The sequence below is a fragment of the Minwuia sp. genome (assembly GCF_048007105.1).
Classification (GTDB): domain Bacteria; phylum Pseudomonadota; class Alphaproteobacteria; order Minwuiales; family Minwuiaceae; genus Minwuia.
Genome location: NZ_CP180352.1, coordinates 2052590 through 2075124, shown reverse-complemented (window position 1 = coordinate 2075124; position 22535 = coordinate 2052590). Strand labels below are relative to the sequence as shown.

General features: G+C 66.6%; 20 protein-coding genes. 9 read left to right on the top strand and 11 right to left on the bottom strand.

Going from position 1 to position 22535, the window contains the following annotated elements:
- Positions 1-31: 31 nt before the first annotated feature.
- The gene (locus tag ACMVY4_RS10030) at positions 32-1387 is read right to left on the bottom strand and encodes a M48 family metalloprotease (protein ID WP_416900008.1); all 1356 of its coding nucleotides are present in this window, start codon (positions 1385-1387) and stop codon (positions 32-34) included.
- Between the two features lie 65 nt (positions 1388-1452).
- On the opposite strand from ACMVY4_RS10030, the gene ACMVY4_RS10025 reads away from it, so the two are divergent.
- Positions 1453-2595: a pyridoxal phosphate-dependent aminotransferase gene (locus tag ACMVY4_RS10025; RefSeq protein ID WP_416900007.1), complete on the top strand. Its 1143-nt coding sequence runs from the start codon at positions 1453-1455 to the stop codon at positions 2593-2595.
- A gap of 6 nt (positions 2596-2601) precedes the next feature.
- On the opposite strand, the gene ACMVY4_RS10020 is transcribed toward ACMVY4_RS10025, so the two are convergent.
- Positions 2602-3702, bottom strand: coding sequence for a sensor histidine kinase (locus tag ACMVY4_RS10020; RefSeq protein WP_416900006.1), 1101 nt, complete (start codon positions 3700-3702; stop codon positions 2602-2604).
- A gap of 3 nt (positions 3703-3705) precedes the next feature.
- Positions 3706-5490, bottom strand: coding sequence for an acyl-CoA dehydrogenase family protein (locus ACMVY4_RS10015; RefSeq protein ID WP_416900005.1), 1785 nt, complete (start codon positions 5488-5490; stop codon positions 3706-3708).
- A 104-nt stretch (positions 5491-5594) separates the two neighbouring features.
- Here ACMVY4_RS10015 and ACMVY4_RS10010 point away from each other — a divergent pair, with 104 nt between their 5' ends.
- From ACMVY4_RS10010 to ACMVY4_RS09975, 8 genes are all read left to right on the top strand, one after another.
- Positions 5595-7871 carry an ATP-binding protein gene (locus ACMVY4_RS10010; RefSeq protein ID WP_416900004.1) on the top strand — a complete coding sequence of 759 codons (2277 nt, stop codon included), beginning with the start codon at positions 5595-5597 and terminating at the stop codon, positions 7869-7871.
- Between the two features lie 21 nt (positions 7872-7892).
- Complete coding sequence (locus ACMVY4_RS10005; protein WP_416900003.1) at positions 7893-9284, top strand: sigma-54-dependent transcriptional regulator; 1392 nt, start codon at positions 7893-7895, stop codon at positions 9282-9284.
- Between the two features lie 54 nt (positions 9285-9338).
- Positions 9339-10715, top strand: a complete 1377-nt coding sequence (gene trkA / locus ACMVY4_RS10000) for a Trk system potassium transporter TrkA (protein WP_416900002.1) — start codon at positions 9339-9341, stop codon at positions 10713-10715.
- Between the two features lie 18 nt (positions 10716-10733).
- Positions 10734-12194 carry a TrkH family potassium uptake protein gene (locus ACMVY4_RS09995; protein ID WP_416900001.1) on the top strand — a complete coding sequence of 487 codons (1461 nt, stop codon included), beginning with the start codon at positions 10734-10736 and terminating at the stop codon, positions 12192-12194.
- Positions 12195-12210: 16 nt separating this feature from the next.
- On the top strand, positions 12211-13098 hold the full coding sequence (locus tag ACMVY4_RS09990) for a D-amino-acid transaminase (RefSeq protein ID WP_416900000.1): 888 nt from the start codon (positions 12211-12213) through the stop codon (positions 13096-13098).
- A 175-nt stretch (positions 13099-13273) separates the two neighbouring features.
- Positions 13274-13516 (top strand): RNA chaperone Hfq, encoded by a 243-nt coding sequence (hfq, locus tag ACMVY4_RS09985; RefSeq protein WP_416899999.1) that lies wholly within the window; start codon positions 13274-13276, stop codon positions 13514-13516.
- A 31-nt stretch (positions 13517-13547) separates the two neighbouring features.
- A complete protein-coding gene (gene hflX, locus ACMVY4_RS09980; RefSeq protein WP_416900294.1) occupies positions 13548-14828 on the top strand; it encodes a GTPase HflX in 1281 nt (426 codons plus the stop codon).
- A 101-nt stretch (positions 14829-14929) separates the two neighbouring features.
- Positions 14930-15751 carry a metal-dependent hydrolase gene (locus ACMVY4_RS09975; RefSeq protein ID WP_416899998.1) on the top strand — a complete coding sequence of 274 codons (822 nt, stop codon included), beginning with the start codon at positions 14930-14932 and terminating at the stop codon, positions 15749-15751.
- A gap of 64 nt (positions 15752-15815) precedes the next feature.
- On the opposite strand, the gene ACMVY4_RS09970 is transcribed toward ACMVY4_RS09975, so the two are convergent.
- From ACMVY4_RS09970 to ACMVY4_RS09935, 8 genes are all read right to left on the bottom strand, one after another.
- Positions 15816-16694 carry a hypothetical protein gene (locus tag ACMVY4_RS09970; protein ID WP_416899997.1) on the bottom strand — a complete coding sequence of 293 codons (879 nt, stop codon included), beginning with the start codon at positions 16692-16694 and terminating at the stop codon, positions 15816-15818.
- Positions 16695-16825: 131 nt separating this feature from the next.
- The gene (locus ACMVY4_RS09965; RefSeq protein WP_416899996.1) at positions 16826-17464 is read right to left on the bottom strand and encodes a glutathione S-transferase N-terminal domain-containing protein; all 639 of its coding nucleotides are present in this window, start codon (positions 17462-17464) and stop codon (positions 16826-16828) included.
- 16 nt (positions 17465-17480) lie between these two features.
- Complete coding sequence (locus tag ACMVY4_RS09960; protein ID WP_416899995.1) at positions 17481-18221, bottom strand: SDR family oxidoreductase; 741 nt, start codon at positions 18219-18221, stop codon at positions 17481-17483.
- Between the two features lie 13 nt (positions 18222-18234).
- A complete protein-coding gene (gene denD, locus ACMVY4_RS09955; protein WP_416899994.1) occupies positions 18235-19230 on the bottom strand; it encodes a D-erythronate dehydrogenase in 996 nt (331 codons plus the stop codon).
- A gap of 1 nt (position 19231) precedes the next feature.
- Complete coding sequence (locus tag ACMVY4_RS09950; protein WP_416900293.1) at positions 19232-20230, bottom strand: C-terminal binding protein; 999 nt, start codon at positions 20228-20230, stop codon at positions 19232-19234.
- 15 nt (positions 20231-20245) lie between these two features.
- A complete protein-coding gene (locus ACMVY4_RS09945) occupies positions 20246-20632 on the bottom strand; it encodes a RidA family protein (RefSeq protein ID WP_416899993.1) in 387 nt (128 codons plus the stop codon).
- Positions 20629-21126 carry a gluconokinase gene (locus ACMVY4_RS09940; RefSeq protein WP_416899992.1) on the bottom strand — a complete coding sequence of 166 codons (498 nt, stop codon included), beginning with the start codon at positions 21124-21126 and terminating at the stop codon, positions 20629-20631. Before ACMVY4_RS09940 ends, ACMVY4_RS09945 begins: the two co-directional genes overlap by 4 nt.
- Positions 21123-22445 carry an NAD(P)-binding domain-containing protein gene (locus ACMVY4_RS09935; protein ID WP_416899991.1) on the bottom strand — a complete coding sequence of 441 codons (1323 nt, stop codon included), beginning with the start codon at positions 22443-22445 and terminating at the stop codon, positions 21123-21125. Before ACMVY4_RS09935 ends, ACMVY4_RS09940 begins: the two co-directional genes overlap by 4 nt.
- Positions 22446-22535: the final 90 nt, after the last annotated feature.

Here is a 22535-nt window from a genome sequence, read left to right as displayed (position 1 = left end):
GACCGGTGCAACCCACGACGGCGTGAAACCGTCAGTCGGCCCTGCGTTCCAGATCGTCCAGGGCGAACTCGATGTCCTGTGCGCGGAAATAGTCCGGCGAGCCGGGATCGAGAAGCCCCTTTGCCCGCACCACCTGTTCGCGCGCGAACTTGACCTGGCCGGACCGGTAGTAGAGTTCCGCGCTGGCGAGAGCCGACTTGCCGAGATTGCCGTTCCGGCCGTAGCCGACCGCAAGCTGCTGCCACGCGGCGGGCATGTCCGGATCGGTGCGGACCGCCTGCTCCAGTATCCCGACGGCTTCCCTGTTGGCCTCGTCGGTCTGCAGCCCGATCAGCGCCTGCGCCAGCAACACCGCGATGGTTTCATGTCGTGAGATCTCCAGCGCCCGGCGGAGCGGCGGCAGGCTGTCCTGCACCCGCCCCCCTTCAAGCAGGATCTGACCCTCGAGTTCGTGGAAATAGGGGTTCTCCGGTTCCTTCTCGATCAGCGGACGCAGTTCCGCCAGCGCCTGGTCGGTGCGCGCCTGCTGCATGTAGGCCACCGACCGCGCATAGAGTGCGGCATCCGATCTGTCGCTCTCCGGCCATTTCTGGAACGTCGCTGACGGCGACCGCGTGAAGCCGAACAGCTTCGCCTGCATCATCTCGTGCGCACGGACCAGTTCCGGCGGGACCGGCGTATCGCGCATCGGCGACTGGTCGATCAGATGCTCCAGCGCCTGTATGCGCTCATAGCCGACAGGGTGGCTGCGCAGGTAGGGGTTGCCGCGCTGCCCCAACATCAGCTCCTGGGCATCCAGCACGCGCAGGAAATCGACCATGCCCCGGGGTGACCAGCCGGTCCGCTCCATCAGCTTGATCGCCGCCTGGTCCGCAGCCGACTCCTGGGTCCGCGAGTATTCGAGGAAGAACTGCGTGCCGAAGGCCGATCCACCCAGCACGCCGGCGCCGGCGGCGTCGCCACGGCCGCTTGCCGCCGCCGCGAGGCCGCCGAGCAGGGCCGCGACGATCGAGATAGCCTGGGCATTGGAGATGGCGTCGCGGGTCCGCGACAGATGGCCGCCGCGGATGTGGCCGGTCTCGTGCGCGAGTACGCCGACGAGCTCGCCGGGCGAGCGTGTCGCGAGGATCAGACCGGTGAAAACGAAGATGCGCTGCCCCCCGGCAACGAAGGCATTCAGCGTGTCATCCTGGACCAGATAGACCTTCACTGCGCCGGGATGGAGCCCGGCCGCTTCGAACAGCGGCTTGGCGTAGACGGACAGAATATGCTCTATTTCTGCATCTCGAACGATGGACAGATCCTTCTGCTGGGCGCGCGACGCAGTTGCGCCCACCCCCATCAGCACGATCAGGATCAGTGGCAGGATACGGTGTTTGATACGCAAGGCTTGCTACTCTCCAGCTGGGCCCTGGTCCGGGCTCGTCACAGACTATGGAAGCTGATCAAGGCATGAAAGTGTCAAGGCGCGGCGCGATTTCGCCGTTCTACGTGATGGAAGTGATGAAGGCCGCGGCTGCGCGTGAGGCGTCGGGGCAGGATATCGTGCATCTGGAAGTCGGCCAGCCCTCGACGGGCGCGCCCGGCGCCGTCCGGGAGGCGGCGGCGCATGCGATCGGCATCGATCATCTGGGCTATACGGATTCCTGCGGCATCCCGGAACTCCGGACCGCCATTGCACGGCATTACCGGGACTATTACGGCGTCCGCATTCCGGCGGAACGGATCGTCGTGACCACAGGGTCTTCCGGGGCCTTTCTGCTCTCCTTCCTCGCCTGCATGGATGCCGGAGACCGAATTGCGATCGCCGAACCCGGCTATCCGGCCTACCGGAACATCCTCGCATCCCTGGATATCGAGGCGGTGGGCGTCCCGACCGGTGAGGAGACGGCCTTTCAGCCCACTCCGGAACTGCTCGAGAAGGTCGAAGGGCCGCTCGCAGCGCTGCTTGTCGCGACACCGGCAAACCCGACAGGCACGATGATCGACACCGAAGCGATGCGGGACCTGATCAGCTACTGCGACGGTCGGAACATGCGGCTGATCGTCGACGAGATCTATCACGGCATCACCTACAATGGCCCGGCGGTCACCGCGGCGTCGCTGTCGGACCGCGTCATCGTCATCAACAGCTTCTCGAAATACTTCTGCATGACCGGCTGGCGGCTGGGATGGATGGTCGTTCCCGAGGATCTGCACAACTCCATCGAATGCCTGGCCCAGAACCACTTCATTTCCGCGCCGACGCATTCGCAGTTGGGGGCCATCGCCGCCTTCGACTGCATCGACGAACTGGAAGAAAATGTGGAGCGCTACCGGAAAAACCGGGAGATCCTTCTCCGGGAGTTGCCGAAGGCCGGGCTCGACCGGATGGCGCCGGCGGACGGGGCCTTCTACATCTACGCTGACGTCAGCCGGCTGACGAACGACTCCATCGAGTTCTGCAAGCGGATGCTGGCGGAAACCGGGATCGCCGCGACCCCAGGCACCGATTTCGACCCTGTCCGCGGCCACCAGCATGTCCGCTTCTCCTTTGCCGGGATGCCGGAGGAGATGGAAGAAGCCGCCCGCCGCCTGAAGGAGTGGCTGGCCTAGGGAGGCCTACTCGGCCGCCAGATCGAGATCCGGCGCCTCGCTGCCCGCGAAATAAAGGGTAAAGGTCGAGCCGGAGTTTTCCTGGCTGACGACCGTGACACGGCCGCCCTGCTGCTCGATCATGGTCCGGACCAGCGCCAGCCCCAGCCCGGAGCCGGTCTTCCGGCGCGTCAGGGAGTTGTCGACCTGGCTGAAGGGCTCGAAAATGCTGTCGAGATCGGACTCAGGGATGCCGATGCCCGTGTCGGCGACGCGGACATAGGCGTTTCCGTCCTTGACGCCCGCAGTGATGCGGACCTCGCCCCCCTCCGGCGTGAACTTCACGGCATTCGAGACCAGGTTCAGCAGCATCTGGCGCAGCGCCCGGTCGTCGGTCATCGCCGTCAGGGACCCGGCCTCGTCGTCGGTCAGAAGCCGGACTCCGGCCTCGTCGGCCTGGGTCCGCATGATGCGGACGACCTCCTCGATCTTCTCCGGCAGGGATACGGCTTCCGTGGTGAACTCCCGGCTGCCGCGTTCGATGCGGGCCAGTTCCAGCAGGTCGTTGACCAGCGCCAGCAGATGCCGTCCGCTGATGTTGATGTCGGCAGCGTACTGGTGAAGCTGCTCCCGGCTCAGCCGGTCGACATTGTCGCCCTGGAAGATATCCGAGAACCCGATGATGGCGTTCAGCGGCGTCCTCAGTTCGTGGCTCATGTTCGCCAGCAACGACGACTTGGCCCGGCTCGCCGTCTCCGCCGCTTCCTTCTGGCGCTCTGCCTCGGTGGCGAGTTCCGCGAGCCGGCGGCGCTGGATCTCGTTCACCGCCTCACGCTCGATCACCCCTGCCGCGAGGCGATGAATGATGTAGGTCGTCGGAAAGGCGGTGAGGATCGGCAGCACGATCGGCATGACGATGGCCACCGGGTGGTTCACATAATCCAGGCCGATGATCTCGTAGACCACCAGACTGACCGCAAACGAGACGACGGTGATGACGGCGGTCGTGAATACCGAGGCGCGCATCTCGCCGTAGCGTTCGACCAGTCCGCGCTTGAAGCGGATGATGGCCGGATCCGGCCGGAGGCGGGATCGCGCCTCGTCGAGTTCCCTGTCCCGGATGTCCAACCGTCAGGCCGTCAGCATGTCGACCGCGTCCCCCAGCGGCACCGGATTGTCGGAAAGCAGCGCGGCGGCTGCCCGTCGGTCGAAGCTCGTATCCTCGATATCGAGCGGATCGCGCGGCGTGAGCCGGTGATCGAGCACCATCCGGGCCAGCAACAGGCGGCGGGCATCGCCGCCCCGCGCACCCAGCGTCGCCCCTTCCCAGGCCATCAGGGCCGCCGTCGTCGCGTGATAGAGCGCGGTCGAGACCTTGCGGGCCTGGGTCTCGTCGCCGCGCCGCGCGACCTCGTCCGCCAGCGCGACCGCGCGGCCGACCGCAGCGCCCACGCAGTCGCGCAACGACGCCGGAAGCGCGTTGGTGGACTGCAGCCGTTCATCGAGATCCGCCTTCAGCGCCTCATGCGCGCCGACCTTGGCGACGGCGCGGTTCAGCACGTCCAGCCCGTTGATGTTGCTGGTGCCTTCCCAGAGCAGTCCGATCTGTGCGTCGCGGATCAGGCGTGGTCCGATGAAGTCCTCGATGTACCCGTTGCCGCCACGCATCTCCATCGAGCCGGTGGCGACCGGCGGGTTGTCGCGGCAGGCGCGGAACTTGAAGAGGCCCGTCGCGAGGCGGACGCGGGTGCGGGCCTCGGCGTCGCCAGCCTGCGCATCGCCGAGATTGCGCGCGACATAGGCATACATCGACAGCGCCTGTTCGGTGGGCACCAGCAGCTTCATCAGTTGCCGCTGAGCCAGCGGCATGTCGGCGACGGCCTGCCCGAAGGCCTGCCGCTCCCGCGAGGCGACAAGCGCCTCGTTGTAGCAGCGCCGCATCATCGCCGCGGCGCGCACGCCGTGGGACAGGCGGGAGAGATTCACCTGCTCCATCATCTGCTTGATGCCGTTGTTCACGTCACCCAGGACAAACGCGGTGGCCCCGTCCAGCAGGATCTCGCCCGACGCCATCGACTTGGTGCCCAGCTTGTCCTTCAGCCGCGCGATCCGGTAGCGGTTGCGGCTGCCGTCGGGCAGGATCTTCGGCATCACGAACATGCCGAGACCCTTTGTGCCCCGCGCAGCTCCTTCCGGTCGCGCCAGCAGCAGCGCCACATCGGCATGCGGGTTCGAACAGAACCACTTCTCGCCCGACAGCTCCCAGTGATCGCCGCAATCCCGCGCCACCGTCTCCACGCGTCCGACGTCGGATCCGCCCGGTTTCTCGGTCATGAACTGCGCCGCCCGGAACAGGCCGCTCAGATCTGTCGTCAGCATCCGGTTGACGTAGTTCTGCTGGATGAAGTCGTCGCCGAAGCGCTTCATCATGGCCAGACCCGTATCCGACAGGCTGATCGGGCACATCAGCCCGAACTCGGCCTGCACATAGAGATAGGTGAAGGCATACTTGGCGATCGGCGGCACCGGCGCCGGCCAGTCGAGGACACCGGGCATGTGGCTCATCGCATGCAGGCCGAACTGGCCGAGCGCGATCTCCTCCATCTCGGCATAGGCCGGATGATGTTCGATCCAGCCCTCGTCGCGGCCGAAGCGGTCCCGCGGATGCAGCACCGGCGGATGCTTGTCCGCTGTCATCGCGAGGTCGTTCAGCCGGTTGCCCGCGATCTCGCCGAGCCGCTGCCAGTGCGGCCACATGTGCTCACGCAGATCATCCGGGCAGTAGAGGGTGAGCAGGTCCCTCAGGCTGTGATCGAACTCGAAGAAATTCCGCCCGTGCATGTCGCCTGCGACATTGCCCGGATTGGCCGCGCCGGAACCCGTCGGCGCAGCTTTCATGTCTGACTGGATGTTCATGACCGGAAGAATGGCCCCGCCTCGGTCCCGGATCAAGAAACTCGGCGGATGCAGCGGCTCCGCCGGATGTTTATATTGACGTGGCCCATGCGGACGGATTCGACATGACAGACACCGCCGGTCGCGCCGCGCCGGAGCAACGCACGTCCACGAGAGACCGCCTTCTTCGGGTCGAGTTCGGCCGCGGCGGCATTTTCGCGCTTGCCGCCATGGCGCTGCTTGCCGGCGCCCTGACCTACGGCGCTCTGTTCGGATCCGAAACGCCGCCCAAGTCCATTTCCGACATCCCGTCCGGGATCATCCTGTTCGACCTCGCCGTGCTGGCGCTTCTGGCGGTGGCGATCACTCGGCGTGTTTGGTCGATCTGGACAGCGCACCGCGATGGCCGCGCCGGCGCCGGGCTGCACATGCGGCTGGCGTCGCTGTTCGCGGGCGCGGCGATCATCCCCGCCGTGCTGGTGGCCGGCTTCTCGATGCTGTTCTTCGATCTGCGAATCGAGGGCTTCTTCTCCGACCGGGCGCAGAAGGCCGTCTCGGAATCCGTCGCCATCGCCGAAAAGCTGATCCAGGAGCACCGCGCAACCGTGCGGGCGGACGTGCTGGCGATGGCCCAGGACCTGAACCGCGTCGCCTCGCAGGTCCAGGGCGATCCGGCGCTGCTGACGCGCCTGATCACCACCCAGGCCGGCGCGCGCGGCCTCAGCGAGGCCATGGTCTTCGACCGCACCGGCACCGTGCTGGCCCGGACCAGCCTGACCTTCGACACGCTGGCAGAACAGCTACCCATTTCGGCCATCGAGGAAGCGGACGAGGGCAACGTGGTCTCATTCCCGAGGGTCGAGGACACGCTCTCGGCCGGCGGCGAACTGACCTCGACCGGCAAGTCCGGGGCGCTGGTGCAGCTGGACGGCTTCCTGGGCGCCTATCGGGTCTATCTCTACATCGCCCGTTTCGTGGAGCCGAGCGTCGCCGCCCAGGTCGAGCGCGCCCAGCAGGCTGCCGGTGAGTACGAACGCCTGGCCGCACAGCGGTTCAGCTACGAGTTCACCTTCGTCGTCCTGTTCATCGTCGTCGCAGTCCTGCTGATGCTCGCGGCCGTCTGGCTGGCGCTCAACTTCTCGACCCGGATTTCTGTGCGTCTCGGCGGCGTCGTCGAGGCGGCTGAAACGATCCGGGACGGCGACCTCCGCGCACGGGTGATCACATCCGGCGAGGACGACGAGATCGACATGCTGGGGCGCACCTTCAACCGCATGGCCCGGCAGCTGGAAAGCCAGCAGGGCGAACTGGTCCGCGCCAACCGGGCGCTGGAGGAACGGCGCCGGTTCATGGAAACGGTGCTCTCCGGCGTCAGCGCCGGGGTCATCGGCACGGACGAGGCGGGCATCGTCGACGTGCCGAACCGCTCGGCCAGCCGCTTGCTCGGGCTGCAGATCACCGATCTCGTCGGCCGCCCGCTGGTGGAGGCCGTGCCGGAAATGGCCGATCTGGTCCGTCAGGCCGAGGCGCGCCCCCACCGGGTCGCCGAAGGCGAGATCACGATCCAGGTCGAGGACGAACGGCGGATCTTCTTCACGCGCGTCAGCACGGAACGGCGCGACAAGGAGGTTCTGGGCTTCGTCGTCACCTTCGACGACATATCCGCGCTGGTCGCGGCGCAGCGCACAGCCGTCTGGGCAGATGTGGCCCGGCGCATCGCGCACGAGATCCGGAACCCGCTGACCCCGATCCAGCTGTCGGCAGAGCGCCTGAAGCGGCGATATCTGAAGCGGATCGAGGAGGAAGAGGACCGCGAGATCTTCCAGCAATGCACGGACACCATCGTCCGGCAGGTCGGCGATATCGGGCGGATGATCGAGGAGTTCTCAGCCTTCGCCCGGATGCCGGCGCCCAGCATGAAGCTGGAAAACCTGTCGGAACTGATCAAGCAGAGCGTTTTCCCGGTCCAGGTCGCCCATGCGGAGGTCGAGATCGCCACCGACCTGCCGCCGGAACCGGCCATGCTGACCTGCGACGCCCGGCAGTTCGGACAGGTCATGACCAATGTGCTCAACAACGCCTGCGAGTCCATCGAACGGCGGCCCGACGATGCCGCGCCGGGCCGGATCGAGGTGAAACTGATATGCAACACCGATGCTGCGGTGATCACAGTCACGGACAATGGTGTTGGCCTGCCGGCCGAAGAACGCGACCGCTTGACCGAACCCTACGTCACCACCAGAGATAAGGGGACAGGTCTGGGCCTGGCGATCGTCCGCAAGATTGTCGAGGATCATGCGGGAACGTTGCATCTGGGAGACAGGCGCGAAGGCGCCGGCGCCCGGGTAACCCTGACCTTCCCGTTCGCCGAGACCCGGACGGGAGAAGCCGCGGCGGAATGATTACGGGATCCTGGGCAGCAAATGGCGCTTGACGTACTCATCGTCGATGACGAAGCCGACATCCGGACGATGGTTTCCGGCATTCTCTCGGACGAGGGCTACGAGACACGCACGGCCGGCGATTCAGACAGTGCCCTGGCCGCCGTCGCGGACCGCGCACCGGCGCTGCTGATCCTCGACATCTGGCTGCAGGGCAGCCGCCTTGACGGCCTCGAACTGCTCGACGTGATGAGCGAGCGCCTGCCGGATATCCCGATTGTCATGATCAGCGGCCATGGCACCATCGAGACCGCCGTCGCGGCCATCCAGCGCGGCGCCTACGATTTCATCGAGAAGCCCTTCCAGACCGACCGGCTGGTGTTGATCGTCCAGCGGGCGCTGGAGACCGCGAGGCTGCGCCGGGAGAACGCCGAGCTGCGCCTGCGCGCCGGCGGCGAAGCGGCGCTGATCGGTGCCTCCAATGCCATCGGCAATCTGCGCTCCCAGATCGAGAAGGTGGCCCCGACCAACAGCCGCGTACTGATCTCCGGCCCGCCTGGCTCCGGCAAGGAGGTCGTCGCCCGCCGCATCCATGCGCTGTCCAAACGCTCTGGCGGCCCTTTCGTCGTGGTCAACTCGGCGACCATCGAACCGGCGCGCATGGAACTGGAGCTATTCGGCGAGGAGCCGCCCTCGGAGGGCCATATCCAGTCCCGCAAGATCGGGCTGCTGGAACAGGCCCATGGCGGCACGCTCTATCTGGACGAGGTTGCCGACATGCCCGTCCAGACTCAGAACAAGATCCTGCGCGTGCTGCTCGACCAGACCTTCGAGCGCGTCGGCGGCGCCCGGCCGGTCCATGTCGATGTGCGGGTACTGTCCTCGAGCAGCAGCGAACTCCAGACCGAGGTGGCGGAGGGGCGGTTCCGCAGCGACCTCTATCACCGGCTGAACGTCGTGCCGATCGAGACGCCGCCGCTCAGGGCGATGCGCGAGGACATTCCGGCGCTGGTCCGCTACTTCATCCAGCGGTCTGCCGACGCCGCCGGTCTGCCGGCCCGCATCATCGACGAGGCTGCGCTGACCACGCTGCAGACCCATGACTGGCCCGGCAATGCGCGGCAGCTCAAGAACGTGATCGAGCAGCTGCTGATCATGGCGCCCGGCGATTCGAAGACGCCGATCTCCATCGAGATGCTGCCGTCCGAACTGACGGGCGCGGGCCCGGCCTCGCTGCGTCCGGAAACCGGTCAGGAGATCATGTCGCTGCCGCTCCGCGAGGCGCGCGAAATTTTCGAGCGTGAGTACCTGCTGTCGCAGATCGAGCGTTTCGGCGGCAACGTCACAAAGACTGCGGCATTCGTGGGGATGGAGCGCTCTGCGCTGCACCGGAAGCTCAAGCTGCTGGGCGTGGGCCCCGAACGCTCCCGCTGAGTCCCGCCTCGACGCAGGTTCCCCGCCCCGCGAAATCGCTGTAGTTTCGCCGCCATGAAAGTCATCGTCTGCGGCGCAGGTCAGGTCGGTTCGAACATCGCCCGCCATCTGGCGGAAGAACAGAACGACGTGACGATCATCGACCAGTCCCCCGAGCTGATCCGGCGGATCAGCGAGGCCTACGACGTACAGGGCCTGGTCGGCTTCGCCTCCCATCCCGACATGCTGGACCGCGCCGGCGCGCCCGACGCGGACATGCTGATCGCCGTGACCTTCGCCGACGAGGTGAACATGGTCGCCTGCCAGGTCGCGCATTCGATCTTCAACGTGCCGACCAAGATCGCGCGCATCCGGGCCCAGAACTATCTGCGACCCTCCTTCTCGCATCTGTTCACCCGCGACCACATGCCGATCGACGCAATCATCTCGCCGGAAGTCGAGGTCGCACACGCCGTGAACCGCGCGCTGCACATGCCAGGCGCCTTCGACATGCTGCCCTTCGCCGACGACAAGGTCCGCATGATCGGCGTCCGCATCGAGGACGACTGCCCGATCGCGCACCAGCCGCTGCGGCAGCTGACCGAGCTGTTTCCGAACCTCAACATCATCGTCACCGGGATCGTGCGTGCGGGAAAGCTGTTCGTGCCTGCGCCCGACGACCAGATGTTCCCGGGCGACGACGTCTATTTCGTGGTCGATACGCGCCATGCCCGCCGCGCCATGCCCCTGTTCGGTCACGAGGAGGAGGACGCCCACCGCATCGTCATCATCGGCGGCGGCAATGTCGGGCTGGTCCTCGGCCGCGACCTGGAACAGGAGAAGGACAGGGTCAATCTGAAGGTCATCGAGACCGACCGCCGGCGCGCCGAGTTCGTCGCAGACCGCCTGTCGAGCGCGGTCGTGCTCTGCGGCAGTGCGCTGGACAACGAGATCCTGGAAGAGGCGAACATCGCCAGCGCACACGCCGTGGTGGCCCTGACCAATGACGACGAGACCAACATCCTTGCCTCGCTGATGGCCAAGCAGCACGGCTGCGAGAAGGCGATCACCCTGGTCAACAACCGGGCCTACGAGCCGCTGATCGGATCGCTGGGCATCGACGTCGCCGTGAACCCGCGCGCAACGACGGTCTCGTCCATTCTGCAGCATGTGCGCCGCGGCCGGATCCGGCGGATCTATTCCCTGCGCGACGGCGCCGCCGAGATCATGGAGGCGGAAGCGCTGGAGACCTCGGGACTGATCGGCAAGCCGCTTGGCGAGATCGAGTTCCCGCCGGACGTCATCGTCGGGGCCGTGGTCCGCGGCAACGAGGTGCTGAAGCCGCGCGGGTCGCTGCTGATCCAGCGCAAGGACCGGGTGATCATCTTCGCCCTGCGCGACAGCGTGAAGAAGCTCGAGTCCATGCTGTCGGTCGGCCTCCGCTTCTTCTGATGCATCCCGGGCCCTGAGATGGCGGTCACGGCAGTCCTGAGGGTACTGGGCTGGGCATGCATCATGTTCGCCTTCTGCATGCTGGTTCCCGCCGGCATCGCCATCATCTTCGGCGAGGAAGACACGCCGGCGATCTTCCTGATCTCGTCGCTGCTCGTGCTGACTGTCGGCGGTGCGCTGACACTGGCGCGGATCGGCAACCACAACATGTCGCCCGGCCGCCGGGAGGCGTTCCTGCTCGCCGTCCTGCTCTGGACCCTGATGCCGGTCTTCGCCGCCATCCCGTTCGAGGCGTCCGTCGGCCCGCTGGACGCCTATTTCGAGGCGATGTCCGGACTGACGACGACCGGCTACTCGGTCTTCGCGACGCCTGAAGACCTGCCCCGCTCGATCCTGTTCTGGCGGGCCGAACTGCAGTGGATCGGCGGCCTGGCGACCATCATGCTGGCCGTCGTCCTGCTTGGCCTGTTCGGCCTCGGTGGCCTCGCCGTCTACCGCAGCGCCATACCGTCCGGCGATTCGTCGGCACTGATCTCGCGGCTCAAGGACACGCTCTCGGCGGTCTGGTGGGTCTATCTGATCCTGACCATGGTCTGCGCGGTGATGCTCTGGCTGACGGGTGTCAAACCCTTCCACGCCGTCTGCTACGCCATGAGCACCATCTCGACCGGCGGCTTCGTGACCAGCACCAACGGCATCGCCGAGATGCCATCCGCCGCGCGCTGGGTCCTGGTCGTCTTCATGCTGGGCAGCGCGCTGAACTTCACCCTGCACTGGGCCGCCTTCCACGGACGCTTCGCGGTCTACCGCCACGATCCCGAGATCAGGGCCTTCGGCCGCATGTGCGGGATCTCGGCCCTGCTCGCGGTCCTCATCGTCTGGAGCGCGACCGATCTCGGCCTGGGCGAAGGAATGGAGCGGGCGATCTTCGCCGTGGCCTCCGTGGCCTCGACCACCGGCTATCTGGGGCTGCCCACCGAAGGCGGCATCATTGTCGGTATGTGGCCGACGGGCATCTCGGTGCTGTTGCTGACGCTGATGATGATCGGCGGCGCGGCCGGATCGACCGCGGGCGGCTTCAAGCTGATGCGGTTCGCTCTGCTGATCCGGCAGGGCGGCGCGGAACTGACCCGCCTCGCCTTTCCCAACGCCATCACGACGGTGACCTATGGCGGCTACCGCGTCGAACCGTCGGTGCTGCGCTCCGCCTGGAACTTCCTGATGCTCTTCATGCTGTCGGTCGCGATCCTTGCGGTCGTCATCGATCTCGCCGGATACGACCTGCAGACGGCGCTGGCGCTGGCGACCGGCGCGCTGTCCAACGCCGGAGCAGCGGCCTACTACGTCACCGTCGAGTCGATCGCCATTGCCGATCTCGCACCTGCGCCCAAAATCGGTATCATCATCGGCATGCTGGCGGGCCGGCTGGAACTGCTGGCCCTGCTCGGCCTGTTTTCCCCGTCCTTCTGGGGCCGCTGAACGGAGACAGCTTCACGTGAACCGCATTGCCTACGTCAACGGTCAGTACACCGCGCATCATGCCGCCGCCGTGCATGTGGAGGACCGCGGCTATCAGTTCTCCGACGGCGTCTACGAGGTTATCCCCGTCGTCGCCGGCAAGCAGATCGACAGCGTCGGCCACATGGAACGGCTGGCGCGCAGCCTCTCGGAACTGCGGATTCCCGCGCCGATGAGCGAGCGCGCGATGAACCTGGTGATCAACGAAGTGATCCGCCGCAACCGAGTCCGGAATGGCTACGTCTATCTGCAGGTCACGCGAGGGGTGGCCCCGCGGGACCATGCGTTCCCGACCGATCCGGACTCCGCGCTGGTCATCTACGCGCGCCCGAAATCATCGGCGGCGCGGAAATCCAACGCCGAAACCGGGGTCGCTGTCATCACGGTGCCCGACCAGCGCTGGGCGCGGCGCGACATCAAGACGGTCTCGCTGCTGCCGAACTGCCTGGCCAAGCAGGCGGCAAAGGAAGCCGGCGCCTACGAGGCATTCATGTACGACCGCGAAGGCATGATCACAGAAGGCAGCTCCACGAATGCCTGGATCGTCGATCAGGAGGGGCGGCTGATCACCCGGCCGGCCAGCAACGATATCCTTAACGGGGTGACCCGGCTTGCCCTGATGGCGCTGGTCGAGGAGGCCGGGCTGGAGATCGTCGAACGCCCCTTCTCGGTCGAGGAACTGCGATCGGCTCGCGAGGTGTTCCTTACGAGTTCGAGCGGCATGGCGACGCCGGTGGTGAAGGTGGACGACCGCGTGATCGGCAATGGCCGGCCGGGCAGCGTCACCTGTGGTATCATGGAACGCTTCGAAAGCTATGTGTCTGGCGACGAAACGGAAATCGCTGCCGGCCGCATCAGCGCGTGATCGAAGTATTTCCGCGAGGAAGCATCACGGACGCCTTGCGATTTGCCTCCGCTGCACCATCTTGGCTACATAGATAACCCGCGACCAACGATCACCCGGCGTAAGATGCAGCGGATCCACAACGGACAACCGCCCGTATATGCATCAGGGTGCAATAACAATAGGAACGACGCAGATGGCAAGCGAACGTCCACAAAACGTGCAAGACGTTTTCCTGAACCACGTCCGCAAGAACAAGGTTCCGCTGACCATTTTCCTGGTCAACGGGGTCAAGCTGCAGGGCATCATCACCTGGTTCGACAATTTCTGCGTGCTGCTGCGGCGCGACGCGCATGTCCAGCTGGTCTACAAGCACGCGATTTCGACCGTCATGCCGGCTCACCCGATCGACCTGTTCGAGGGCGGAGAGGCGGATTGAGGCCTGACTGCGGTCAGGGTACCGAATGAGTATGGATCATCGGGCGCGGCGCGTCCGAACCGCATTGCTTGCGCCTTACTTCCCCGAGACCGCACGCCGCTCGCCGGCGGCCATGCTGAGCGAAGCCGAGGGGCTGTGCCTCGCCATCGATCTGGAGATCGTGGTCAGCGAACAGGTGCGCATGAACGCACCGCGTCCGGCGACCCTGATCGGCGCAGGCAAGATCGACGAGATCGCCACGGCTGCGGAAGAGCTCGAGCTCGAACTGCTGGTCGTGGACGCCGCGCTGTCGCCGACCCAGCAGCGCAACCTGGAACGGGCGACGAAGCTGAAGGTCATCGACCGCACCGGCCTGATCCTGGAGATCTTCGGCGAGCGGGCGCGCACGCGTGAGGGCCGCCTGCAGGTGGAACTGGCCCACCTGACCTACCAGCGCAGCCGCCTGGTGCGGTCCTGGACCCACCTGGAACGGCAGCGCGGCGGCGCCGGCTTCATGGGCGGTCCGGGCGAATCCCAGATCGAGATCGACCGCCGCCTGATCGACGACCGCATCGTGCAACTGGAGAAGGCGCTGGAGAAGGTGCGCCGGACCCGCGAACTGCACCGCAAGCCGCGCCGGGACGTGCCCTACCCCATCGTCGCGCTGGTCGGCTACACCAACGCCGGCAAGTCAACGCTGTTCAACCGCCTCAGCGGCGCAGACGTCTTCGCCAAGGACCTGCTGTTCGCGACCCTGGACCCGACCATGCGGGCCGTCGAGCTGGCCGACGGGCGGCCGGTGATCATGTCGGACACGGTGGGCTTCGTCGCCGACCTGCCCACGCAGCTGGTCGCCGCCTTCCGCGCCACGCTGGAGGAGGTGATGGAAGCGGACATCATCCTGCATGTCCGCGACGCCTCGGACCCGGAAATGGCGGCGCAGGCGGACGACGTCTACGCCATCCTGTCCGACATGGGCATCGAGACCGAGGACAACCCGCATCTGGTCGAGGTGTTCAACAAGGCGGACCTGCTGCCGCCGCCCTTTCTGGAAATTCGCCGTCAGGAAGCAGCCGGCCTGCCGTATCCCGGCGTGCTGATCTCGGCGCTGACCGGCGAGGGTCTGGACCGGCTGGCGGCCGAGGTTGCGGATCGTCTGGCACGCGACCGCGTCGAGCTCTGCGCCATCGTCGATCCCGGCGACGGGGCCTCCATCGCCTGGCTGCACCGCAATGGCGAGGTGCTGGAACGGACGGACCTGGAGGACGGCGTGCACATGAAGGTCCGCCTCTCCCAGGCCGATGCCGGACGCTGGGAGAAGCGTCTGGTCTGATCGCCGGCCCCGCCCGTATGACCTGCCGTCAACGTGACTAGGCATTGTCATGCGCGCGCGGCATGATAGTGCGCCTGTGGCTTATTGATGGAGGGTCGATCATGATCTCGAAACTGTTGAAATTCGCGGCGGTGATGTCCACCACCGCATTGCTGGCCACCGCTGCGGCGGCCGAGGGCGCGATGGTGCACTGGTACGGCCAGGCCGCGTTCAAGATCACGACGCCGGGCGGCAAGGTGATCCTGATCGATCCGTTCATCTCCAAGAACCCGAAGACCCCGGACGACCAGAAGGATCTCGCCAAGATCGGCAATGTCGATCTGATCCTGGTCACCCACGGCCACGGCGACCATGTCGGCGACACCTTCGAGATCGCCAAGATGACCGGCGCCAAGGTGGCGATGAACGCCGATATGGGCTCGACCTACGAGTTGCTGGGCGTGATGGACAACAAGAACCTGATCCGGTTCAACAAGTCCGGCCCGATCCGCCCCATCGGCAACGACATCACCATCACCATGGTCCGCGCCGAGCATTCGTCGTCGGTCAAGGCGAAGGATCCGATCTCCGGCAAGGACGTCATCCTGCCCGGCGGCGAGCCGGCCGGCTACATCATCCGGCTGGAGAATGGCTACAAGATCTATCATGCCGGCGACACGGGCGTGTTCCGCGACATGCTGTTCATCAACAACTACTACAAGCCCAAGCTGGCCCTGCTGCCGATCGGCGGCCACTTCACCATGGGCCCGGCCCACGCGGCCTACGCCATCCGCAACTTCCTGAAGGATGTGGAAACCGTGATGCCGATGCATTACGGCACGTTCCCGCCGCTGAAAGGCACGCCGGAGGCGCTGATCACGCAGCTGAAGGATCACAAGGTCGACGTCGTCGTCATGCAGCCGGGTGAGACCCGCGAGTTCTGATCGGCAGACACTTTTTCGAGTTCACCGGACGCCGGTCCCTTTTCAGGGGCCGGCGTTCGCCGTTTCAGGCCTTGCCGGAATCCGTGCCATCGGCGCGGGCGGGCGGCGCGCCCGACGAGCGCATGCTGGCGACGCGCCTGAGAATGTCGAACCAGAAGGGTGCGCCCAGCGAGACAGCGAGCGCCGTCATCAGCAGCCCGGCGATCCGCGTGATCCAGCTTTTCCCCTCCTCCGCCGACGCCGCTGGCTCCGTGTCCCAGCCGAGCGGGAACGCGCTGAGCTGCGCACGGAGCCCTGAAAGCGCCTTCGAGGTTTCCGCGTCCGGATCGGCCGTCACCGACAGGTCGGCGATCTGGGCTCTCAGCGCCTCGTCGGCCCACAGCGCCTCCCCGATCCGGATGCTGTCGGCGTTCAGCGCCAGGGTCACGGCCAGCGCGACGCCAAGCGACCAGTATTTCATCCATCGTTTGTAGACACCGCCGGCGCGCTCCATCATGTCGTCAAACCAGCCCGCCACGTTCTCGCGGAAGGCCTGGATGTCCTCCCCGGCGTCGGCGGCGAGTTCGCCCAGCGCGCTCTTGAACTTGCTGTCAGGCAGGGCTTCGATCGCGCCGCGCACCTTTTTCAGCTTCTCGTCGATGACGGTTTCCGTGTCCGGGTCGAGCGCGCCGACAATGCTGAGCGCCATGGTTCGGGATGGGATGTAGGACGGCCCGATACGCCCGCCCGACGCCTTCGCCAGACCGGCGATCAACCCGGATCCCTCGATGCGTTTCCTGAGATCGGGATCGTCGATGATCTCCTCGAGGCGGCTGCGCAGGTTCCGCGCCCTGAGCTTCCAGAACGAGGCGATGGCCTCGTTGATGACGGTGCAGACCAGCCCGAGCAGCAGGTAAAGCAGCACGAGCCCGAGCACGATGTCGATGAGAGCGCCGAAGTTCACCGTCCGATCCCCCAATCCACGGTCCACGCCCGACGCAAAGCCTGAGTTGATCGGCCACGTCAGTCAAGCCGGGGCACGGATGGAACCGCAACGGTCCCGAGCAGAAAGGGGCGTCCGAGGACGAAATGGCCTCAGACGACGCTCGCGTCGATCTTCTGCGGCGCCGGCCGCGTGTCCCTGAACGACGGGCGCTCCAGAAGGCGTTCGAGGCGGTCGGCAAGGCCCGGGTGACGGCAACGCCAGTCGAGATCCGGCATGCGTGTGGTGAGATAGTCGAGCAGGGTCCCCACGGCGATATCGCCGAGCCCGAACCGCCCACCGGCACACCATTCCCTGTCAGCTGGCAGCAACCGGTCGATTTCGGCTAGGCCACCGGTGATCTTGCGATGTTGCCGTTCCATCCAGGCCGCGCTTCGGTGATCTTCGGGGCGGAAGGTCTCGAAGAACCAGAGCACAAAGGCATCGCACACGCCGTCCGCCAGCACTTCCAGCTTGCGCGCGAAAAGCCGCTCCAGTGGATCGGCGGGCAGCATGGAAGGCTCGGGATGATGAAACTCCAGCCATTCCAGAATGTAGTCGGACTCGTAGACGGTCTCGCCGCTGTCCAGGATCAGCACCGGCAGCTTGCCAAGCGGATTGTAGTCGGGTGTCCGGGCATCGGCGTTCCACGGCACTTCCGTCACCAGTTCGAAGGGAATGTCCTTCTCGGCCAGCGCGATCCGGACCTTCCGGGCGTAGGGGCTGGGCGTGGCGCTGATCAAACGCATCATGTCCGGACCTCCACTCTCAGAGGTGCATGCCGCCGTCGATCACCATGGGCTGGCCGGTGATGTAGCGGCTCTCGTCGCAGGCCAGATAGAGCGCCAGGTCGGCGATCTCCTCGGCCGTCGCCAGCCGCCCCATCTTCTGGCGCGCGATGAAGTCCTTGCGGGCCTGCACCGGATCGTCGAAGGCGTTGATACGGCCGTCCAGCGAAGGCGTCTGCACCGTTGCGGGGCAGATCGCGTTGCAGCGGATGCCCTGGCCGATGTAGTCCGCGGCAACCGATTTGGTGAAACCGATGACCGCGCCCTTGCTGGCGCCGTAGGCGCAGCGGTTCACCACACCCATCTCCGAGCTCACCACCGACGCCACATTGACGACCGAGCCGCCGCCGTTCTTCAGCATGGCCGGCAGGAAGGCCTTCGTGACCACGAACAGCGAGCGGCAGTTCAGCTCGAAGCTGAAGTCCCACTTGTCCAGTTCGGTCTCCAGCAGCGCGCCGTGATCCACATAGCCAGCGCAATTGAACAGGACGTCCACGGCGCCGACCTCGGCCGCCATGGCGCGGACCGCGTCATGATCCATCACGTCCAGCCGGTGTGTCGTGATGTTGCCCTTGCCCTGGAGCTCGGCGACCAGATCGCCGTTCAGATCGGTGGCGATGACCTCCGCGCCCTCCTCGGCAAACCGCAGCGCCGTCGCCCGGCCGATGCCTTGCGCCGCCGCCGTCAGGAAGCACTTCTTCCCCTCGAGCCGTCCCGCCATGTCGTTTCCTCCCTCAGAAAATGCCCTGCATCTGGTTGTCCAGATCGTCTTCGATGAAATGCCGCACGATCTCGTCGATCGAGGCGTCGGTGCCGATGCCCAACGCCTCGGCCCGTGCGCCGCGGGCGCCGCCGGGCCAGCCATTGACGATCTTCTGGATCGCCGGATCGGGCTGGAAGCGGATCGCCCCGACCTTCCTGTTGCCCCGGTTGCGCTCGACCGCTTCGGCGATCTCGCCGGCCGAAACCGTGATCCCGGACAGCAGCAGGGAGCGCCAGTCGCCGACCTTGTCCGCCGGCGCCTCATGGGCGGCGATGAAGGCCTCGACGACCCGTCGCGGGCTGAGCACCGACATCTTCGATTCCGGCGAGACCGGCACCACCATGTCCTCACCGCAGAGCGGTTCCCGGATCATCGAACTGACCCAGGTCGAAGCGGCCCGGTTCGGCTTGCCCGTACGTACGCAGATGGTCGGAAGCCGCAGCGAGCGGCCGTCGATGAACCCCTTGCGCGACATGTCGCTGACCAGCTGCTCGCCGCAGGCCTTGGCCGCGCCGTAGCTTGTCAGCGGCGTGACCGGCGTTCCGTCGGTCACCGTCTCCGGCAGGTCGCCGCCGCCATAGACGGCGATGGAACTGGCAAAGACGAGACGGGGCGTGTGCGCCATGGCCCGCGCGGCTTCGAGCACGTGGCGCGTCCCGTCCAGATTGATCCGCATGCCGAGGTCATAGTCCTCCTCGGCCTGGGCGGAAACGATGGCGGCGAGATGAAAGATGCTGCCGGTGTCGTGCCCGATCAGCCCATCGATCTGCGTCCAGTCGGCGACATCGCCGGCCACGGCCTCGACGCGCGGATCGTCGAACCCTTCCGCCTCGACGATGTCGAACAGTACCAGCTTCGACACGTCCTGCTGCGCGCCGTCCGGCCCCGCCAGCGTCCCCTTCTCCAGAATCCGCCGCGCCAGCCGCCGTCCGATGAATCCGGCGCCGCCGGTGATCACCACCTTCATCTCAGACCTCCCTGAACGGCCCCTCGTTCACGACGTTGCGCCGAACGCCATCGACGAACAGGGCTCTTATGTTCTCCGCCGCTTCCCGGCGGATATCGTTGAATGTTTCCGGCGAGTACCACGTCGCGTGCGGAATGACGATCATCCGCCCGTCCAGCCAGTCCTCCCGCCCGTTATAGGCCTTCAGCAGCGGGTGCGCCGGATCCGGCGGCTCCAGCGTGAAGGCGTCGATGCCGCAGCCGGCGATCCGGCCCGACTTCAGTCCCTCGTGCAGGGCGTCGGTGTCGACAAGCCCGCCGCGCGCGGCGTTGACCAGGATCATGCCGGGCTTCATCGCGGCAACGGCGCCGCTGTCGATCAGGCCCCAGGTTTCCTCGTTCAGCGGCGTATGCAGCGTCACCACATCGGCCCAGCCGAGCAGCGCCTCCAGGCTGGGGAACCGCTGCATCTCCATGGTGATGTCGTGGCCGACGGGCAGGTAGGGATCGAAGTAGCCGACCTCCATCCCGAAGGCGCGGGCGCGGAGCGCGGCCATGGTCCCGATCCGCCCGCAGCCGACGATCCCGAACTTCTGCCCGCGGACGCGGCGCAGGATCGGCGGCCCGTCCCACGACCAGCCGCCGGTGATGTCGGTCCGGACCCGGTCATTGTAGGTCACCACGCCGCGCAGCAGGTTCAGCGCCAGCGTCACCGCCGTCGTGGCCACGTCGGACATGTCATAGGCCGGCACGTTGGAAACCTGGATACCCGCGGCGCCGCAGGCCGGCGCATCGATGCGGTCGTAGCCGATGCCGATGCGGCTGATGATGCGGCAGTTCTCAAGCTTCGCCGCCTCCGCCGCACCGAGATCCATCACATGCCAGAGCATCACCGCGTCGGCGGCGGCCCACGCCTCGTCGGGCACCTCCGCCGGTGTCCGCGCATAGTGCAGATCGAAGTTGGCCAGATCGCCGAGCGCCTCGCGCTCGGCCGGCCGGTTCGCCCTCGAACTGGGTGTCAGGAACGAGGACGCGCATCAGGCCTTCGCCGCGACGCACTCGATCTCCACCTTCATCGCCGGGTGCACCAGCGCCGAGATCATCACCAGCGTCGAGGCCGTCAGCACGCCATCCATGATCTCGTCGCGGATCGCGCGGAAGACGCCGACATCATTGGCATCCGTCAGATAGGTGTTCAGGCGCACGACGTCGGACAACGTCATGTCGGCGGCCTGCAGGACAGCCTGCACATTGTCGAAGGCGTTGCGGATCTGGGTCTCGATGTCATCGCCCAGCTTGCCATGCGCATCGACGCCGACCTGACCGGAAACGAAGACCTGCCGGGCGCCCGGAGGAACCTCGATGGCATGGGCGAACTTGCTGAGCGGTTCGGGAATGGTCCCGGGCCGGATGACCTTGTTCATGATCGCGTCTCCTCCAGAAATCGCGTGACGATGCGGCCGACCGGCTGGTCGATGTCCAGGCGCACCACATCGGATTCATCCTCGCCGGGCATCTCGAGCGTGGCAAGCTGGCTGGGCAGCAGCGTCACCGGCATGAAGTGTCCGCGTCGGCCTTCCATCCGCCGCCGCAGCAACGCTTCCGGACCGTGCAGGAACAGGAAGCGGACGGAGGGCGCATGGCTGCGAAGGCGTTCGCGGTAGGCCCGTTTCAACGCGGAACAGGTGACGATCAGGGCTTCGCCGCGCGAGGCGCTGCCCGCCAGTTCGCCGCCAATCAGGTCCAGCCAGGGCCAGCGGTCGTCGTCCGAAAGCGGTGTGCCCGCCGCCATCTTCTCCCTGTTGGATGGCGGGTGCAGGCTGTCGCCTTCCAGAAAGCGCCACCCGGTCCGTTGTTTCAGGGCGCGGGCGATGCGGGACTTGCCTGCCGACGACACGCCCATCACGACGACGATCATGCGCCGTCGAGCCGCCAGGGCCCGTGATGGACGCCGTCCCGGTCCGTCCGGCCGAAACCGTGATCGCCGAACCGGTCCCGCTGCGCCTGCACCATCCGCGTCGGCAGCGGGCTCAGACGGCGCGTGTCGACCCACGTCACCGACGACGCGAGCACGGCGACGGGTTGCGCGGCCAGCATCGACGCCGCCGTGAAGGACCGTAGCGACCCGAGATTCCGCTGGATGGCTCGGTCCACCGCCTCGCCGTCTCCGCCAGCAAGTTCGTCCAGCAGCGGCATGCGGAGGATGCTGCCCGCCTGCCAGGCGCGCGCCAGCCCATCCGGGGTAATCGCCCAGCCATGCACCGCGGCGGCCGCCTTCGCGAGCTCCAGGCCCTGCGCGACGGCAATGGCGGCCGTCGCGTCGGCCGCCCCCGATGCCAGCGCCAGCGCCGCCGGGTCGAGGCCACCCCGCTTCGGGGCCGCTGTCCGGGCGCCGGGACCGGACGACAGCTGCCGCTGGGCCACCGCCTCGGAAATCGAAGGTATGGCGACGCCAAGGTCCAGCGACGCCTCGACGCACCAGGCGCCGGTTCCCTTCTGCCCCGCGCGGTCGTCGATCACGTCCAGCAGTGGCCCGTCACCCAGCGGATCCCGCGTCGTCAGGATTTCCCGTGTGATGCCGACCAGATAGCCCGGGCGGGCCTCACCAAGCTGTTCGGCGATGCGGGATACCGGCATGTTCGCGCCGACCTGCAGGGCGTGGCAGATCTCCGCCAGCGCCTGCATGGCGGCATACTCGATGCCATTGTGGACCATCTTCACGAAGTGCCCGGCGCCGCCTGTGCCGAAACGCTCCAGGCAGGGCCGGTCGCCGGCCCGCGCCGCCACCGCCGAAAGCAGCGGCTCGACCGCCGGCCAGATACCGGCCTCGCAGCCGGCCATCATGGCAGGGCCGTGGCGGGCCCCTTCCGCCCCGCCGGATACACCCAAGCCGACATGGTGCAAACCGGCCTCGGCCAGCGCCGAAGCGCGGCGTTCGGTGTCCTGGTAACGCGAATTGCCGGCATCGATCAGGATCTCGCCGGCACTGAGAACCGGCTGCAGCACGGCGATGGCATCGTCGACGGGCGCGCCGGCCTTCACCAGCATCAGCAACACCCGTGGCCCCTGCAGCGCGCCGGCGAGTTCCGCCGGCGTCTCGACGACCCGCAAGGCGCCGGCCGCCGACGCTCGCGCTTCCGCCCAGGGATCCCAGACGACAGGCTCGATACCCCTGTCACGGAAATTCAGCGCCAGATTGCGCCCCATGACCCCCAGTCCGACCAGCCCGATCTGCACCCTCACCTCCTCGGATATGAGGGCGATGCTAGACCTGCGCGCCGCGCCTGTCAGCGCTTGACCGGGGCTTCGGGCGCCGCTAAACAGCGC